General features: G+C 73.8%; 14 protein-coding genes and 1 tRNA gene. 3 read left to right on the top strand and 12 right to left on the bottom strand.

The annotated features are described in order from the left end of the window. The first annotated feature begins 248 nt into the window (after window positions 1–248). A complete protein-coding gene (locus tag GTY84_RS21340; protein WP_161227919.1) occupies window positions 249–905 on the top strand; it encodes an NAD(P)H-binding protein in 657 nt (218 codons plus the stop codon). Between the two features lie 7 nt (window positions 906–912). Here the strand turns inward: GTY84_RS21340 and GTY84_RS21335 are convergent, their stop codons facing one another. Then, on the bottom strand, window positions 913–1,134 hold the full coding sequence (locus GTY84_RS21335) for a hypothetical protein (RefSeq protein ID WP_161227918.1): 222 nt from the start codon (window positions 1,132–1,134) through the stop codon (window positions 913–915). A gap of 62 nt (window positions 1,135–1,196) precedes the next feature. Between GTY84_RS21335 and GTY84_RS21330 the strand changes: the two genes are divergently transcribed. After that, window positions 1,197–3,839, top strand: a complete 2,643-nt coding sequence (locus GTY84_RS21330; protein ID WP_202551533.1) for a DUF6185 family protein — start codon at window positions 1,197–1,199, stop codon at window positions 3,837–3,839. A gap of 329 nt (window positions 3,840–4,168) precedes the next feature. Here GTY84_RS21330 and GTY84_RS21325 read toward each other — a convergent pair whose 3' ends face one another. Both GTY84_RS21325 and GTY84_RS21320 read right to left on the bottom strand, forming a co-directional pair. Then, window positions 4,169–4,876 (bottom strand): hypothetical protein, encoded by a 708-nt coding sequence (locus tag GTY84_RS21325; protein ID WP_161227917.1) that lies wholly within the window; start codon window positions 4,874–4,876, stop codon window positions 4,169–4,171. Between the two features lie 144 nt (window positions 4,877–5,020). Beyond that, window positions 5,021–5,102: transfer RNA gene (locus GTY84_RS21320), tRNA-Tyr, on the bottom strand. A gap of 234 nt (window positions 5,103–5,336) precedes the next feature. Here GTY84_RS21320 and GTY84_RS21315 point away from each other — a divergent pair. Next, complete coding sequence (locus tag GTY84_RS21315; RefSeq protein WP_161227916.1) at window positions 5,337–5,825, top strand: YajQ family cyclic di-GMP-binding protein; 489 nt, start codon at window positions 5,337–5,339, stop codon at window positions 5,823–5,825. A gap of 313 nt (window positions 5,826–6,138) precedes the next feature. Here GTY84_RS21315 and GTY84_RS21310 read toward each other — a convergent pair whose 3' ends face one another. The 9 genes from GTY84_RS21310 to GTY84_RS21270 form a co-directional block, all read right to left on the bottom strand. After that, the gene (locus tag GTY84_RS21310; RefSeq protein ID WP_161227915.1) at window positions 6,139–6,405 is read right to left on the bottom strand and encodes a GlsB/YeaQ/YmgE family stress response membrane protein; all 267 of its coding nucleotides are present in this window, start codon (window positions 6,403–6,405) and stop codon (window positions 6,139–6,141) included. 107 nt (window positions 6,406–6,512) lie between these two features. After that, window positions 6,513–6,929, bottom strand: a complete 417-nt coding sequence (locus tag GTY84_RS21305) for a YccF domain-containing protein (protein WP_161227914.1) — start codon at window positions 6,927–6,929, stop codon at window positions 6,513–6,515. Further along, window positions 6,926–7,786: a zinc metalloprotease HtpX gene (gene htpX / locus GTY84_RS21300; protein WP_161227913.1), complete on the bottom strand. Its 861-nt coding sequence runs from the start codon at window positions 7,784–7,786 to the stop codon at window positions 6,926–6,928. The genes GTY84_RS21305 and htpX overlap by 4 nt, the downstream gene beginning before the upstream one ends. Before the next feature lie 557 nt (window positions 7,787–8,343). Next, the gene (locus GTY84_RS21295; RefSeq protein ID WP_237532480.1) at window positions 8,344–10,077 is read right to left on the bottom strand and encodes an NADH-quinone oxidoreductase subunit N; all 1,734 of its coding nucleotides are present in this window, start codon (window positions 10,075–10,077) and stop codon (window positions 8,344–8,346) included. Next, the gene (locus GTY84_RS21290; protein ID WP_161227912.1) at window positions 10,074–11,648 is read right to left on the bottom strand and encodes an NADH-quinone oxidoreductase subunit M; all 1,575 of its coding nucleotides are present in this window, start codon (window positions 11,646–11,648) and stop codon (window positions 10,074–10,076) included. Before GTY84_RS21290 ends, GTY84_RS21295 begins: the two co-directional genes overlap by 4 nt. 6 nt (window positions 11,649–11,654) lie before the next feature. After that, entirely contained in the window at window positions 11,655–13,649 is a 1,995-nt protein-coding gene (locus tag GTY84_RS21285; protein WP_161227911.1) for an NADH-quinone oxidoreductase subunit L, read from the bottom strand. After that, window positions 13,646–14,110 (bottom strand): NADH-quinone oxidoreductase subunit NuoK, encoded by a 465-nt coding sequence (gene nuoK / locus GTY84_RS21280; RefSeq protein WP_161227910.1) that lies wholly within the window; start codon window positions 14,108–14,110, stop codon window positions 13,646–13,648. The genes GTY84_RS21285 and nuoK overlap by 4 nt, the downstream gene beginning before the upstream one ends. Further along, complete coding sequence (locus tag GTY84_RS21275) at window positions 14,110–14,829, bottom strand: NADH-quinone oxidoreductase subunit J (RefSeq protein ID WP_345943495.1); 720 nt, start codon at window positions 14,827–14,829, stop codon at window positions 14,110–14,112. Before GTY84_RS21275 ends, nuoK begins: the two co-directional genes overlap by 1 nt. After that, window positions 14,826–15,458: an NADH-quinone oxidoreductase subunit I gene (locus tag GTY84_RS21270; RefSeq protein ID WP_161227909.1), complete on the bottom strand. Its 633-nt coding sequence runs from the start codon at window positions 15,456–15,458 to the stop codon at window positions 14,826–14,828. Before GTY84_RS21270 ends, GTY84_RS21275 begins: the two co-directional genes overlap by 4 nt. Between the last annotated feature and the right edge of the window lies 1 nt (window position 15,459).

The following is a 15,459-nucleotide window of genomic DNA, read 5'->3' as shown; positions in this document are numbered from 1 at the left end:
GCCAGGGCCGGGTTCGGCAGCAGGGGACGGGGGCGGGAGCGAGGGCCGGGTTCGGCAGCAGGGGACGGGGGCACGGCGGCAGGGAGCCGGAGGCACGCCCGCGAGGAGCCGGGGCGCGCGGCGGCGGAGGTGTCGGGGGCGGGTCCCGGGGAACCCCCGATCCCGCCCCTGGGCGGGGCGTTCACCCTTGGGGGCGGCCCGGTGGGATCGTGCGGCGGGGGCCGTCGGCGGGGCGTACGGTCGAAGGCATGCGCATTGTCATCGCTGGTGGTCATGGTCGGATCGCGCTGCGGCTGGAGCGGCTGCTCGCCGGGCGCGGGGACGAGGTGGCGGGCATCATCCGGAGCGCCGGACAGGCCGCGGACCTGCGGGACGCCGGGGCCGAACCGCTGCTGCTGGACCTGGAGTCGGCCTCCGTCGAGGAGGTGGCCGAGGTGCTGCGGGGCGCCGACGCGGCCGTGTTCGCGGCGGGCGCGGGCCCCGGCAGCGGAGCGGCCCGCAAGGAGACGGTGGACCGGGCGGCGGCGGTGCTCTTCGCCGACGCGGCGGTCCGCGCGGGGGTACGGCGCCATGTCGTCGTCTCCGCCATGGGCGCCGACCCGGCGCACCCGGGCGACGAGGTCTTCGACGCCTATCTCCGAGCCAAGGGCGCGGCCGACGCGTACGTCCGCTCGCTGGACGCGCTGGACTGGACGGTCCTGCGCCCGGGACGGCTGGCCGACGGTCCCGGCACCGGCCTGGTCCGGCTGGAGGCCCGCACCGGCCGGGGCGAGATCCCCCGGGACGATGTGGCCGCGGTTCTCGCGGAGTTGGTGGACACCTCGGCGACCGCCGGTCTGACCCTGGAGCTGATCGGCGGCTCGACCCCGGTGCCGGTGGCGGTCAAGTCCGTCGCGGGGAACTGACCTCCGCTCAGAACAGCGGCAACTGCCCCGGGAATTCGGGTAGTACGTAGCCGTCCAGCGTCGGCTGGGCGGCCCCGGGCGGAGCGGTGCGCCGGGAGCCGGGGCAGGAGACCAGGGCGCCGCTCTCCCGGGTGCCGGGGGCGTCGTGGCGCGCGTACCGCCCGGCGACGACGGCGATGTCGCGCCGGCACTCGGGGCAGCTTCGGCGACGGGCGGACGAGGAGGTCATGCGCCCAGTGTGCCCGCCCCTCCCGGGCCCTTGGCGAGCGCCCGGCGATTGCCCTACTTTCGGTGAAACGGGAGTACGCCGACGGGGGGCGATGGATGCGGCGCGCGCTGTTACTGCTGGTGTTCACGGGACTGCTGCTGGCCGCGGGAGGATGGGGCGCTCCGGCGTCGTACGCCGCCGACGACTGCCACACCAAGCAGTTGAGGACCGCGCGGGTGACCACCTCCGTACGGCTCAAGCACGACGGCGAGAACTACAGCAGGGCCGAGACCCAGTTGTCCGTCCAGGTGCCCAAGTCCTGGAAGCCCGCCCGGAACCTGCTGCTGAACGGGGACACCGAGCGTTACCGGGCCGCCATGCGCTGCGTCCTGCGCTACCCGGGCGACCTCTACCCGTACCGGGACACGGAGGGGCGCCCCTGGGCACCCCGGGTCACGGTCCAGGAGAAGTGGATCACGGTCGACCAGGTCGCCGTCACCTACGTCGACGACCGGCGCGACCGCGACTTCGGGCCCTGGCGCATCACCGTGGGCAAGCGGTACTGGACGCTGGCGCTGACCCGCCCGCCCGCGCTGGACCACTCCTGGTGGCAGCGGATCACGGTGGACCTCGGCGGTCGGGCCGCCCGCTCGGTGTCCCCGACCCCGACCGAGGGCTCGGCCACGCACCTCGTCTGGACCCGGCCCAAGGCCGGGGGCAGGACGCTGGACGTGGTGGTCGAGGTCCAGCCGCCGGCGACCAAGGCGCTGGCCACGCGCTGGAACGAGAAGCCCTGGTACCTGGCCCGTTCGGTGGCCTGGATGGCGTGGGACCTCACCCTCTTCGGCGTACTCCTGTACCTGGTGCGCGTGTTGCGCCGCTCCCCGGTGTCCTCGGTTCCGACCCCGGCCGAGACGGCCACCCGGCGCAACCTCCTCCTGTGGAGCTGTCTGACGGCCGGGGTGGTGCTGGTCTTCGAACTGGACGACCAGATGCCGAGCCTCGCCGGGGACTACGGCGTGCTCTCCTGGTGGCCGGAGCACCGGGCGGCCATCCATCTGATGCTGGCCGCGTGCGGCGGCGCGGCGCTCTGCTTCTTCGGCAGACCGCGGGCGGGCGCGGTGGCGGCGGTCGTGGCCGCGACGGCGTACCCGGTCGCCGTGGCCGTCGTCCCGGAGCGGTTCGGGCTGCCCGCGAACATCTGGCTGCACGAGGACAACATCAAGGACGTCCAGCACCTGCGGGACACCCACGGCTTCCTGTGGCTCGCCGTGGCCTGCGGCTGCGTCGCCTTCGTCTGGATGGTGGCCACCCTGGCGGCCGCGCAGCGCCTGCGCCTGGCGCCGCGCCTGACGTCCTCCGGGGCGTCGCAACGGGGCCGCTTCCCCTGGTGGGCGCTGCCCGCCTGCGCCGCGCTCTCGGCCGCCCTGGTCGCGCTCGGGCTGTGGGCCACGCGGAACGCCTGGAAGCAGGAGACATGGCTCAGTACGGCCGGCTGGGACCCCTACTACGACCGCTGGCGGCTCGCCTACGTCGCGAACCAGGGGCTGGCCTGGTTCCCCTCCACCTGGCCGGACTGGTTCCCGCTGTGGACGGGGTGGCTGACCGGGATGGCCATGCTGCTGGCCGTGCTCGCCGCCCGCTCGGCGGCCCCCGGTGCCGCGCGGGTGGCGCCCCGGATGCCGGACTCGCTGGTCCTCGCCGTGTTCTTCGTGGCCATGGTCGCGCCGAGCCCCGGGTGGTACGTGGGGCTGCCGGCGCCGCTGCTGTCCGTGCCGCCGGTGCTGGCCGCCTGGTGGGCCCTGCTGGCGCTGGGGCGGCGGCGCTCGGTGCTGGGGCAGGAGCTCGTGCCGGGGACACCGCTGCGGGCGGTGATAAAGGAGTCGGACCGGCGCTGGCTGATCGAGTCCGCGCGCAAGTACCGGGACCTGCACTCGCAGTTGCGCCAGTGGGAGCAGGGCGACCGGGACGGGGAGCGGGCGGAGCTGGAGACCAAGCTGGACAAGCTGCACCGCTGGAACCCCGACGACACGGCCTCCCCGTACTCCGGTGACCCGCTGCCCGCCTCGGTGGACGCCGTCGAACTGGCCCTGGCCTGGGGGCCGCGGGCCACCTGGTGGCTCAACGCCCGCCGCGCCGCGATCCTCGCCGCGGTCCTCGCGCTGCCCGCCACGGGGGTGGCGTTCTGGGCGGACCGGGTGCGCGGGCCGCTGTGGTCCAACATGACGCGGGAGCAGTTCGGGATCGCCGGACTGGTGGAGTACGTCATCGCCTCGGAGGCCATATGGGCGGCGGCCGGCTTCGTCCTGGGCGCGCTGTGGCGGGTGCTGCCGGGCCGCCGGGGCCCGGCGAAGGCCCTGGGGCTGGGCCTGGTGTACGCGGCGCCGGTCGCCCTGCACTGGGTCGTCACCCGCGCCCTGGGCGAGTCCTTCGGCACCTGGGCGCTGGACGTGGCCCTGACGGTCCTGGTCCTCACGTCGACGGGGGTGGCCATGGACATCGGCACGTTCCGCCAGGAGGACCACTACTGGCCGACCCGGATGACCCTGCTCCTGTCCATCTACCAGCTCCGCACGGCGTCGGTGCAACTGGCCTTCTTCGTCGCCCAGTTGGTCGCGCTGGTCGGCGTCTGGCAGCAACTGAAGGGCAACGACCCCACGGTCCTGATCCAGCCCCAGCCCCCGACGGGCACACAGGGAGGACCCCCGGAGGGCGGGACACCCTGAGGGGGTGTCTGCGGGGACACCTTGAGGTCCTCTGCGGGGGGCGCGCCGGAGGGGGCTTCGGGGGACGTGGGCGGGGTGTGTGAGAGCACGATGGGGGCGTGCGGAAAGGAAGGTACGTCGTGGGGGGAGACGCCCCTGACGGGGGGCGCCGATGACGGCCTCGGGACAGGACACACATCGCGGGGTGCGCGAAACGGGATTGTTTGAACCGGCCTCGATCACGGGGTCGGACCCGACTCCGGGCCTGAGTCCGGGCCCTCGGCCCCGGCCCTGCCCCCTGCCCCCTGCCCCCTGCCCTCAGAGCCGAGGGCGACCCCGTCCCGGTCGGGTCACGCGTCGGGGAACTCGTGCAGTGCCGAGGGAAAGACCACTCGGCCCGCCTCATGCGTGACCACCGCCGAGCCCTTCGGGACCGCCACCTGCGAGAGTGCCGTCCAGGCGTGGAGGACGAGTCCGCCGAGCCCCGGTATCCGGCGTGCGTGAACGGCACCGCGGGAACGGCTCTGCGCGAGGTCGCGGGGCCGCCAGTCCCCGGAGGTCAGCCGCCGACGGCTGTTCAGGGGCGGCGCGGTCGCCACCTGGAGCGTGTGCTCCAGCGCGAGTCCGCAGACCTGGCCTCCCATGTCCTCGACGTCCGACCGCTCTGCCTCCGGTGCCCCGCCCACCAGCAGCGGCCAGCGGATCACCACCACCCTCTCCCAGACCTCGGGCGGCACCGTGTTGGCGAGGTGGTGGCTCTCGCCCACCGGGAGGTCCCGCAGCCGACGCCCGGCCTCCAGGGTCTGCCCGACGTAGCAGAGCCCCGCGCCGGAGGCGAACACCCCGTAGAGGACGGGCCCGGCGACGGCGGGACTGCCTCCCTCAGCACCGGTCAGCAACGCCCCCACCCGGTGGGCGAACCGGTACCGGCGCTCCTGCCACCGGGCCAGTTGCGAGGGATCGCCCAGCAGGGTCACCAGCGACGCGCGCCACGCCCGATAGGCGTCTTCGTACCCCTGCCCCGCCCCGGCCGCACCGTGCCCCAAGAGACCGTCCACACCCGCAGCGTAGACCGCCGCGGAGCAACCCCGACGGCTGCGAACCCGCCGCCGCCCTTGGCGGGAAGGAATACGGCAGGGGGAACAGAAAGAAACCCCCCTCCCTCTGTCGCAATGACGGAAGAAAGGGGGTTTTCCCCAGTGTGGCGGCGCCAGGATTCGAACCTGGGAAGGCTGAGCCGGCAGATTTACAGTCTGCTCCCTTTGGCCGCTCGGGCACACCGCCGGGGGTTGATGCCCTTCGAACCGCCTTTCGGCGGTGCTCCGTGGCAACGACGTAAACAATACCCGATCCGGAGGGGTGCTTCGCCACCCGATTGATCGCCACTCCGGGGGCGGGGGGTGGCTAGGCTTGTCCGGATGCGGCCGGGGCCCCGGTGGGGCCCGGTGGCCGCCGACGTATGCCGGTACGGACGCGTTACGCGGCCCGACACGCACCAGATGCAAGGAGCCACAGGACATGGCCGACTCCAGTTTCGACATCGTCTCGAAGGTCGAGCGGCAGGAGGTCGACAACGCCCTCAACCAGGCCGCCAAGGAGATCTCCCAGCGCTACGACTTCAAGAACGTGGGCGCCTCGATCGCGTGGTCCGGGGAGAAGATCCTCATGGAGGCCAACTCCGAGGACCGGGTGAAGGCCATCCTCGACGTCTTCCAGTCCAAGCTGGTCAAGCGGGGCATCTCGCTGAAGGCACTGGACGCCGGTGAGCCGCAGCTCTCCGGCAAGGAGTACAAGATCTTCGCGTCGATCGAGGAGGGCATCTCCCAGGACAACGCGAAGAAGGTGGCGAAGATCATCCGCGACGAGGGCCCCAAGGGCGTCAAGGCGCAGGTGCAGGGGGACGAGCTGCGGGTCAGCTCCAAGAGCCGGGACGACCTCCAGGCCGTCATCTCCCTGCTCAAGGGCAAGGACTTCGACTTCGCCCTGCAGTTCGTCAACTACCGGTAGGACTGACCCGGTGGTTCCGGCCGGGACGAGGTGGGGGCCACCGCCCCCGCCCCCAGCCGTCGGCCCGCCCCGGGCCGGGCCGGGCTCCGGTGGGACTCGGCGGCTCGGCGGCTCAGCGGCTCGGCAGAGCTGGCTCCGACAGTCCGGGTACGGCCCCCACGCCGGGGCATCGGAAACGGCTGAGGGCGGCACCGTGCGGTGCCGCCCTCTTCCGTGAGTGGGGTGCCGGTGTCCCGGCCCCCGCGCCCCGGCCGATTCCGCCCCGGCCCGGCCCCGCTCCGGCCGCCGCCCGCCGGAGCCCGGCCGCCCCCGCTCAGTTGCGGGAGTTGCCGAAGAGCAGGCGGTAGCCGATCAGGAGGACCAGGGAGCCGCCGATGGCCGCCGCCCAGGTCGTGCCGTCGTAAAAGTTCTTGCTGACCGGGTGGTCGAACCAGCGCGACGAGATCCAGCCGCCGAGGAAGGCGCCCGCGATGCCGATGAGCGTGGTGCCGATCAGGCCGCCCGGGTCGCGGCCCGGCAGCAGCAGCTTGGCGATGGCTCCGGCCAACAGTCCGAGGATGATCCAGCCGATGACGGTCATGCCGTGACCCTGCCCTTTCTGCCTGTTCCCACACGGGTACGCCCTCCGTCACCCGCTTCTCGGGGAGGAGGACGTTCCGGGCGGGTCCGGTGGTTGCGCGGCGGACGCTACCAGCCCGTGCCCTGACCGGGGCCCCCGGCGGTGAAGGGCTGGTCGGTGCGGACGATCTCGCGGCCCAGGGGCAGCAGCGACACCGGGATCAGCTTGAAGTTGGCGATGCCCAGCGGGATGCCGATGATCGTGAGGCAGAGCATGAAGCCGGTGACGATGTGGCCGAGGGCCAGCCACCAGCCGGCGAGGACCAGCCACAGCACGTTGCCGACACAGGACGGCGCGCCCGCGTCCCGGCGCTCGACCGTGGTGTACCCGAAGGGCCACAGCGCGTAGACGCCGATGCGGAAGGCCGCGATGCCGAACGGGATGCCGATGATCGTGATGCAGAGCAGCAGCCCCGCGGCGAGGTAGCCGAGGAAGAGCCAGAAGCCGCTCAGGACGAGCCAGATGATGTTCAGGATGGTCTTCACTGGTGGCCTGCCATCTTCTCCAGACGGGCGATGCGCTCCGCCATGGGCGGGTGGGTCGAGAACATTTTCGACAGTCCCTGTCCCGGACGGAAGGGGTTCGCGATCATCATGTGGCTCGCGGTCTCGATCCGCGGCTCCGGGGGCAGCGGGAGCTGCCGGGTGCCCGCCTCCAGCTTCCGCAGGGCGCCTGCCAGGGCGAGCGGGTCGCCGGTGAGCTGGGCGCCCGACGCGTCGGCCTCGTACTCCCGGGAGCGGCTGATGGCGAGCTGGATCAGACTGGCGGCGAGCGGGCCGAGGATCATGATGAGCAGCATGCCCAGCAAACCGGGCCCGTCGTCGTCGTTGGAGCGTCCGACCGGGATGAGCCACGCGAAGTTGACCAGGAACATGATCACGGAGGCGAGGGCGCCCGCCACCGACGAGATCAGGATGTCGCGGTTGTAGACGTGGCTCAGCTCGTGGCCGATGACGCCGCGCAGCTCCCGCTCGTCCAGCAGGCGCAGGATGCCCTCCGTGCAGCACACGGCCGCGTTGCGCGGATTGCGGCCGGTCGCGAAGGCGTTGGGGGCCTCCGTGGGCGAGATGTAGAGGCGGGGCATGGGCTGGCGGGCCTGCGTCGACAGCTCGCGGACCATGCGGTACAGCGCCGGGGCCTCGAACTCGCTCACCGGCCGGGCCCGCATCGCGCGCAGGGCGAGTTTGTCGCTGTTCCAGTACGCGTACGCGTTGGTGCCCAGGGCGACGAGGACGGCGACGACGAGACCCGCCCGGCCGAAGAAGCTGCCGATCAGGATGATGAGCGCGGACAGACCTCCGAGGAGGACCGCGGTCCTGAGCCCGTTGTGCCGGCGGTGCACGGTGCGCCCTCCAAATCGTGCAGCGGGGGAACCTGCGCTTGCTGGTCTCGCGCGCTGTGGTTGCTTCCTGTCCCGTGATGCCCCTGGTGCCGTGGTCTCGTGTGTTTCACGTCCAGTGGACCCTTACGAACTGGTCAACGCCAGGCGGGGGCCGCCAGTTCCCCGTCGGGTCCGGTGCCGGGGTGCTCCGTACGGGTGAGGGGTCCCGCCGGGCCTCCGCGCGCGAGGTCTCCGCCGCGCCCCGGGGTGCTCCCTTACGGGCGGTCGCGTCCTGCGGCTTCAGGACGGGCCTCCCTCGCGCGCACGAGTGCCCCGCCGGGAGTACCGAGGCATCCCCGTCCCGGGAGCCGGGCCGCTACCCGCCAAGACCGCCCGGCCGGACCCCGCCCCCAGGACACCCGGCCGGACACACCCTCCAGGAGACCGGGCCGGACTCGCCCCCAGGGGGACCGGCCCGGACTACGCCCTCCGGGGGCCGGGCTGGACACGCACCCCCAGGGCCCCGCCCGCAGCCGCCCTCCCGCGCGGGTGCCGCTCCCCCGCACCGGCTCCAGAAACTAGAACAGGCCGCCCCCGGCGAAGCGCAGGACGAGCTGGGGCGCGCCGGAGAGGACGACCGCGGCGACCGCCGTCACGGCCAGCGCGGCCGTGAGCGGGGCGGGGAGGCGGAGGACGGCGGCCCGGACGCCCGCGGCGTTCCCGGCCCCCGCCCCGGGCGGGGTGGCCGCCGCGCTCCCGGCCCCCACGCCGACCGGGGAGCCCTCGGCGTCGCCGGAGCCCGTGCCGGTGCCGGAGCCCGTGCCCGTGCCGGTGCCGGAGCCCGTGCCCGTGCCGGTGCCGGAGCCCGTGCCGGTGCTCCCGGCGGTCCCCCCGGGTGCGGTGGCTCCCCCGGGCGCGGGGGCCCGGAACAGCAGGGCGGTCCACTGGAGGTAGTAGAACAGCGCGATGACGACGTTGGCGGCCATCACGGCGGCGAGCCAGCCGAGCCCCGCGTCCACGGCGGCGGAGAACACGGTGACCTTGGCGAAGAGGCCGATGACGCCGGGCGGCAGACCCGCCAGGCAGAGCAGGAAGAACGCCATGAGCAGCGCGGTGAGCGGATGGGCGGTGTACAGCCCCCGGTAGTCGGCGACGCGGTTGCGCGGCCGTCCGCGGCCCACCAGGGCGGCCACGGTGAACGCGCCCAGGTTCACGGCGGCGTACATCAGCGCGTAGGCGACGGTGGAGCCGACGGCCCGCCCGGGGTCGTCGGAGTACCCGGCGGCGGCAATGGGCACCAGGAGGTAGCCCGCCTGGCCGACGGAGGACCAGGCCAGCAGGCGCACCGCGCTGAAGGCGCGGGTGGTCACCTGGCGCAGGGCGGCGACGTTGCCGACGGTCATGGTGAGCGCCGCCAGCACGGCCAGGGCCGGGCCCCAGGCGTCGGCGTACGACGGGAGGGCGACGACGGTGACCAGGATCAGGCCGCTGAAGCCGACCGCCTTGCCGACGACCGACAGGTAGGCGGCGACGGGGAGCGGGGCGCCGACGTAGGTGTCGGGCACCCAGAAGTGGAACGGTACGGCGGCGGTCTTGAAGGCGAAGCCGACCAGGGTGAGGACGACGCCGGTCTGGGTGAGGGTGGCGAACTGCCCGTCGACGTGCTGGACGCGCTCGGCCAGCCGGGTGAGGTGGAGCGTGCCGGTGGTGGCGTACAGGAAGCTGACGCCCAGGAGGCTGACCGCGGTGGCGGTGACCGAGGAGAGGAAGAACTTCAGGGCCGCCTCGGAGGAGCGCCGGTCACCGCGGCGCAGGCCCACCAGGGCGAAGGCGGGCAGGGAGGCGACCTCCAGGGCGACGATCAGCGTGGCGAGGTCCCGGGCGGCGGGCAGCAGGGCGGCCCCGGCGGCGGAGGAGAGCAGCAGGAACCAGTACTCGCCCTCCGGGAGCCCCCGGTCGGCGTCCCTGAGGGCGGTGAGGGAGAGCAGGGCGGCGAGGAGTGCGCCGCCGAGGACGAGGAACTGGACGGCGAGGGTGAAGGTGTCCGCCGTGTAGGCGCAGGCGGAGGCGTCGCCGGTGAGGCAGAAGGTGGAGCGGTCCTCCCCCACCAGGGGCAGCAGGGAGAGCGCGGCGAGGGCGAGTCCGGCGACGGCGGCCGGGCCGAGGAGGGCCTTGCGGGAGTCCGGGACGAACAGGTCGGCGACGAGGACGGCGAGTCCGGCGAGCGCCGCCAGGGTGGGCGGGGCGACGGCGAGCCAGTCCACGGACTGGACGAGGCTCTGGGCCAGCGGCTGGGCGGCCTGGACGCTCATCGGTTGCCTCCTGCGAGGAGCTGCTGCACGGCCGGGTCGGTCAGCCCGAGGAGGGCCCGGGGCCAGAGTCCGGCGAAGACGGTGAGGACGACGAGCGGGGTCCAGGCGGCGAACTCGTACCGGCGGACGTCGGGGAGGCCGGGGGCGTCCCGGTCCACGGCACCCATGCAGACGCGGCGGACCACGATCAGCAGGTAGGCGGCGGTGAGCAGGGTGCCGGTCGCGGCGACCGCCATGAAGGTGAGGAAGGCCGGGCGGCTGAGCCCGGCGGCCGGGTCGAAGGCGCCGAACAGGGCCAGCATCTCGCCCCAGAACCCGGCCAGTCCGGGCAGGCCGAGGGAGGCGACCGCGGCGAAGGCGAACATGCCGCCCAGGCGCGGCGCCCTGCCGTACAGGGCCGCCCCGGTCCGGTCGGCCAGGGTGTCGAGGTCGGTGGTGCCGGTGCGGTCCTTGAGGGCGCCGACGACGAAGAACAGCAGGCCGGTGATGAGGCCGTGGGCGATGTTGGCGAACAGGGCGCCGTTGACGCCGGTCGGGGTCATGGAGGCGATGCCCAGGAGGACGAAGCCCATGTGGCCGACGGAGGAGTAGGCGATGAGGCGCTTCAGGTCGCCCCTGGCGCCCCGCCGGGCGAGGGCCAGGCAGGCCAGGGAGCCGTAGATGATCCCGACGACGGCGAAGGCGGCCAGGTAGGGCGCGAAGGTGCGGAAGCCCTCCGGCGCGACCGGCAGCAGGATGCGGACGAATCCGTACGTGCCCATCTTGAGCAGCACGCCGGCCAGCAGCACCGAGCCGACGGTCGGCGCGGCGGTGTGGGCGTCGGGCAGCCAGCTGTGCAGCGGCCACATCGGGGTCTTCACCGCGAGCCCGATCCCCACCGCGAGTACGGCGGTGACCTGCACGGACGTGGTCAGTGACCGGCCGTTGTCAGTGGCCAGTGCCACCATGTCGAAGGTGCCCGCCCTCAGCCCGATGAGGAGCAGGCCGAGCAGCATGACGACCGAGCCGAGGAGCGTGTAGAGGACGAACTTCCAGGCTGCCGCGGCCCGGTCCGCGCCGCCCCAGCGGGCGATGAGGAAGTACATCGGGACGAGGACCGTCTCGAAAGCGAGGAAGAACAGGATCAGGTCGAGGACGGCGAAGCTGGCGAGGGTGCCGCACTCCAGGACGAGCAGCAGTGCCACGAAGGCCCTCGGGCTCGGGCCGGACGGCATGTGGAAGTAGGAGTAGAGCGCGCAGAGGAAGGTCAGCAGCGCGGTCAGGAGCAGGAGGGGGAGCGAGATGCCGTCGACACCGAGGTGCAGGCGCACGTCGAGGGCGGGAATCCAGGGGACGTCGGTGACGGCCTGCATGTCCGAGGGCCGGTCGTGGTCGAAGCCGAGCACGAGGACGACGGCCGCGGCGAGGACGGCGCCGGTGACGGTGACACCGTGGCGCAGGACGGCCTGCTCGGGCGACCTGCCCCGCAGTCCCGGCGGCGCGGGCAGCAGGGCGGCGGCGGCGCCGAGCAGCGGCCCGGCGACGACCACCGCCAGGAGGAACCGCATCACGGACTCGTTGATATCGATCACGCCTGCTCACGCTCCCGTGGCGACGAGGACGGCGGCGACCGCGAGGACGACGGTGCCGGCGAGCAGCGCGCTCACATAGGTCTGCACATTGCCGGTCTGGGCGCGGCGGGCGGCGGCGCCCAGCCAGCGGGGCAGAGCGCCCGCCCCGCGCACATAGGTGTCGACGACCTCCCGGTCCAGGAACCGGACGAGGTTCGCGCCGGCCCGGACCGGGCGGACGAAGAGGGCCGTGCAGAGGGCGTCGAGGTGGAATCCGGCCGCCGCGTGCCGGTGCAGCGGGCCGAGCAGCAGCCGTCCGGGGTCGGCCGGGTCGGTGGCCCCGGCCACGTCGCCGTAGGCGGCCCGGTGGCTGGCGATGACCTCGGCCTCGACCTCTCCGGCGTCCGCGTCGGGGTGGGCGGCGACCGCGCCGAGGGGCACCCGGGCGGCGAGGGCGGTGGTGTGGCGCCAGGCGGCGTAGGTGACGAGGCCGCCGATCAGGGCCACGCCGGTGCCGAGGACGGAGGTGGTGAGGGTGGGGGTGAGGTCCCCGCCGCCGAACCAGTCGGGCAGCCGCCGGAAGGCGAGCCCGCCGAGCGCGAGGGAGGGCAGGGCGAGCACCCAGAGCACGGCGTTCATGGCCATCGGCTGACGGCCGTGGTCCGGGGCCTCGGTGCCCCGGCCGCGGAAGGCCAGCAGCCACAGCCGGGTCGCGTACGCGGCGGTGAGGACGGCGGCGAGCAGCGCGGCGACCAGGACGGTCCAGCCCGCGGCGCCGGGCGCGTGGGCGGTGCGGCCGGTGGCGGCGTGCTCGGCGGCGACCAGCACGGACTCCTTGGAGAAGAAGCCGCTGAAGGGCGGGATCGCGGCGAGGGCGAGCAGGGCCACGGTCATCGTCCAGTAGGCGTCGGGTACGCGGGCGCGCAGGTCGCGCATGCGGGACATCGCGGCCAGCGAGTTGGTGCCGGCGGCGTGGATGACCACTCCGGCGGCGAGGAACAGCAGCGCCTTGAAGGCGCCGTGGGTGAGGAGGTGGAAGACGGCGGCGGCGCGGTCGCCGGTGGCCAGGGCGCCGGTCATGTAGCCGAGCTGGCCGATGGTGGAGTAGGCGAGGACGCGTTTGATGTCGTCCTGGGCGAGCGCGGCCAGGGCCGAGCCGACCATGGTGACGGCGGCCATGACGGCGAGCACGGTCATCGCGGCCGGGGATGCCTCGAAGAGCGGGAGGAGCCGGGCGACGAAGTAGACACCGGCGGCGACCATCGTCGCGGCGTGGATCAGCGCGGAGACGGGGGTGGGGCCCGCCATCGCGTCGGGCAGCCAGGTGTGCAGCGGGAACTGGGCGGACTTGCCCGCGACGCCGGCCAGGAGCAGCAGGGCGATCAGGGTCGGGTGGTCGAGCGAGCCGGAGGCGACGGCGCCGAGGATCCGGGTGATGCGGAAGGAGCCGGTCTCGTGGGCCAGGGCGAGCAGGCCGATCAGGAAGGGGACGTCGCCGAGCTTGGTCACCAGGAATGCCTTGAGGGAGGCGGCGCGCGCCTCGCGGGTCTCCCAGTAGTGGCCGACCAGGAAGTAGGAGCAGATGCCCATGATCTCCCAGCCGACCAGCAGCACCATCAGGTCGCCGGAGTAGACGACGAGGAACATGGCGGCGGTGAACAGGGAGACGAGGGCGGCGTACGAGGGGTAGCGCGGGTCGTGGCGCAGATAGGCCGTGGAGTAGATCTGCACGCAGCAGGCGACGGTGGCGACGAGCACGGCGACGAGGGCGGCGAAGCCGTCGATGTGCAGGGCGAGTTCGATCGGCACGGAGCCGGTCGGGGTCAGCTCGGTGACGGCGTCGACGGGCCGTCCCCCGCCCTGGCGCGCGGCGACCGCGGCGGCCAGGCCGAGCGAGGCGAGGGTGGGCAGGACGGCGAGCGGGCGGACGAAGCCGGGGGCGGTGCGGCCCAGCAGGAGCCCGGCCAGGGCGCCGAGGAAGGGCAGGACGGGGACGAGTACGGCGAGGGTGGTGGTGGTCACGCGCTGGCCTCTGCCTTCTCGGTGGCCGTTCCGGTCGCGGGGGTGCCGGGGCCGGGCCGTCCGGAGCCCTCGGGGTCGTCGGGGCCGCCGTCGTCGCCGTGCCCGCCGTCGTCGCCGTGCCCGTCGTCGTCGCCGGGGCCGTGGCCCTCGGCGGTGTCGCGGAGCCGGTCGATGTCGGCGGTGCCGCGAGCGCGGTGGACGGCGAGCACGATCGCCAGGCCGATGCCGATCTCGGCGGCGGCGATGGCGATGGTGAACAGGGTCAGGGCCTGGCCGGAGTGCAGGGTCTCCTCGGCGGCGCGGCTGAGCCAGACGTCGAAGGCCACGAGGTTGAGGTTGACGGCGTTGAGCATCAGCTCGACCGACATCAGGACGAGGATCGCGTTGCGGCGGGCGAGGACGCCGTAGACGCCGGTGCAGAAGAGGAGGGCGGAGAGGACGGCGGGATAGGCGAGGTGCATCAGCGCTCGCCCTCCCGGTCGGCGCCGGGGCGGCGGTCGGCGCCGGGGCGGCGGTCGGCGCCGGGGCGGCGGTCGGCGCCGGGGCGGCGGTCGTCGGCGGCGGTCGCTGGGCCGGTGACGGCGGCCGTGCCGGTCGCGGGGCCGGTGACGTCGGGGCCGGTGGCCGTGGTGGCGGCGTCCGCGGCCGCGGTCCGCCGGGAGAGGACGATGGCGCCGACCAGGGCGGCCAGGAGCAGGACCGAGAGCGCCTCGAAGGGGAGCACCCAGTGCTGGAAGAGGAAGGCGCCGGTCACGGCGGTGGACCCGGCGGCGGGTCCGTCCAGGTCCACCCAGGTGGTCCGGAAGGCGTCGGTCACGACCCAGACCAGCGCCGCCGCGGCGGCCACCGCCACGGCGAGGGCGGCCCACCGGTTGCCGGAGTCGGCGTCCGGGGAGCGGCCGATGGGCGCCCTGGTGAGCATCAGGCCGAACAGGATCAGGACGACGACCGACCCGACGTAGATCAGGACCTGCACCCACGCGATGAACTCGGCGGTGAGCAGGAGGTACTCGACCGCCAGTCCGCCGAGGGCCACCACCAGCCACAGGGCGGCGTGCACCAGCTGCCGGGTGGTGACGGTGACCACGGCGGCGCCGAAGGTGACCAGGCCGACGAGGACGAAGGCGATCTCGACGCCGGTCGGGGACAGGAAGCCGGGGTGCGCTGCGGCGAGGATCACGACTCTCCCTCCGGGGACTCGGGGCGCCCGGCGCGCGGTCCGGACGCGGGGCCCGCGGCGGACCCGGGGCCGGGGGCGGACGCGGGGCCGGGGGCGGTGCCGTCCTGGGCGGCGGCCAGCTTCTCGGCGGTCCGGCGGGCGGCGGCGAGTTCCTTGGGCTCCTCGGCGCCGGGGTCCAGGGCGGGCGGCGCCGGGACCGTCCACATCCACTCGCGGAGCTTGTCCCGCTCGTGGGTCAGCTCACGGATGTCGGTCTCGGCGTACTCGAACTCCGGGGACCAGAACAGGGCGTCGAAGGGGCAGACCTCGATGCAGATGCCGCAGTACATGCACAGGGAGAAGTCGATGGCGAACCGGTCGAGGACGTTCCGGCTGCGCTCCCGGCCGCCGGGGACGGCGGCCGGGACGGTCTCCTTGTGGGAGTCGATGTAGATGCACCAGTCGGGGCACTCCCGGGCGCAGAGCATGCAGACCGTGCAGTTCTCCTCGAACAGCCCGATCACCCCGCGGGTGCGGGGCGGCAGGTCCGGCTGGGTCTCCGGATACTGCTGGGTGACGGTCTTCCGCGTCATCGTGCGCAGGGTGACGGCCAGGCCCTTGGCCAGCCCTGAGCCGGGGATGGGGGACATG

The sequence above is a fragment of the Streptomyces sp. SID8352 genome (assembly GCF_009862265.1).
GTDB lineage: Bacteria > Actinomycetota > Actinomycetes > Streptomycetales > Streptomycetaceae > Streptomyces.
Note: the sequence above shows the minus strand (reverse complement) of the source record. Positions and strands in the feature narration are given on the sequence as shown.

What these genes read in the sequence shown, in the direction of transcription:
- GTY84_RS21340 (WP_161227919.1), top strand. Translation starts at nt 249, where the DNA reads ATGCGCATTGTCATCGCTGGTGGTCATGGTCGGATCGCGCTGCGGCTG.
- GTY84_RS21335 (WP_161227918.1), bottom strand. Translation starts at nt 1,134, where the DNA reads ATGACCTCCTCGTCCGCCCGTCGCCGAAGCTGCCCCGAGTGCCGGCGC.
- GTY84_RS21315 (WP_161227916.1), top strand. Translation starts at nt 5,337, where the DNA reads ATGGCCGACTCCAGTTTCGACATCGTCTCGAAGGTCGAGCGGCAGGAG.
- GTY84_RS21310 (WP_161227915.1), bottom strand. Translation starts at nt 6,405, where the DNA reads ATGACCGTCATCGGCTGGATCATCCTCGGACTGTTGGCCGGAGCCATC.
- GTY84_RS21295 (WP_237532480.1), bottom strand. Translation starts at nt 10,077, where the DNA reads ATGAGCGTCCAGGCCGCCCAGCCGCTGGCCCAGAGCCTCGTCCAGTCC.
- nuoK (WP_161227910.1), bottom strand. Translation starts at nt 14,110, where the DNA reads ATGCACCTCGCCTATCCCGCCGTCCTCTCCGCCCTCCTCTTCTGCACC.
- GTY84_RS21270 (WP_161227909.1), bottom strand. Translation starts at nt 15,458, where the DNA reads ATGTCCCCCATCCCCGGCTCAGGGCTGGCCAAGGGCCTGGCCGTCACC.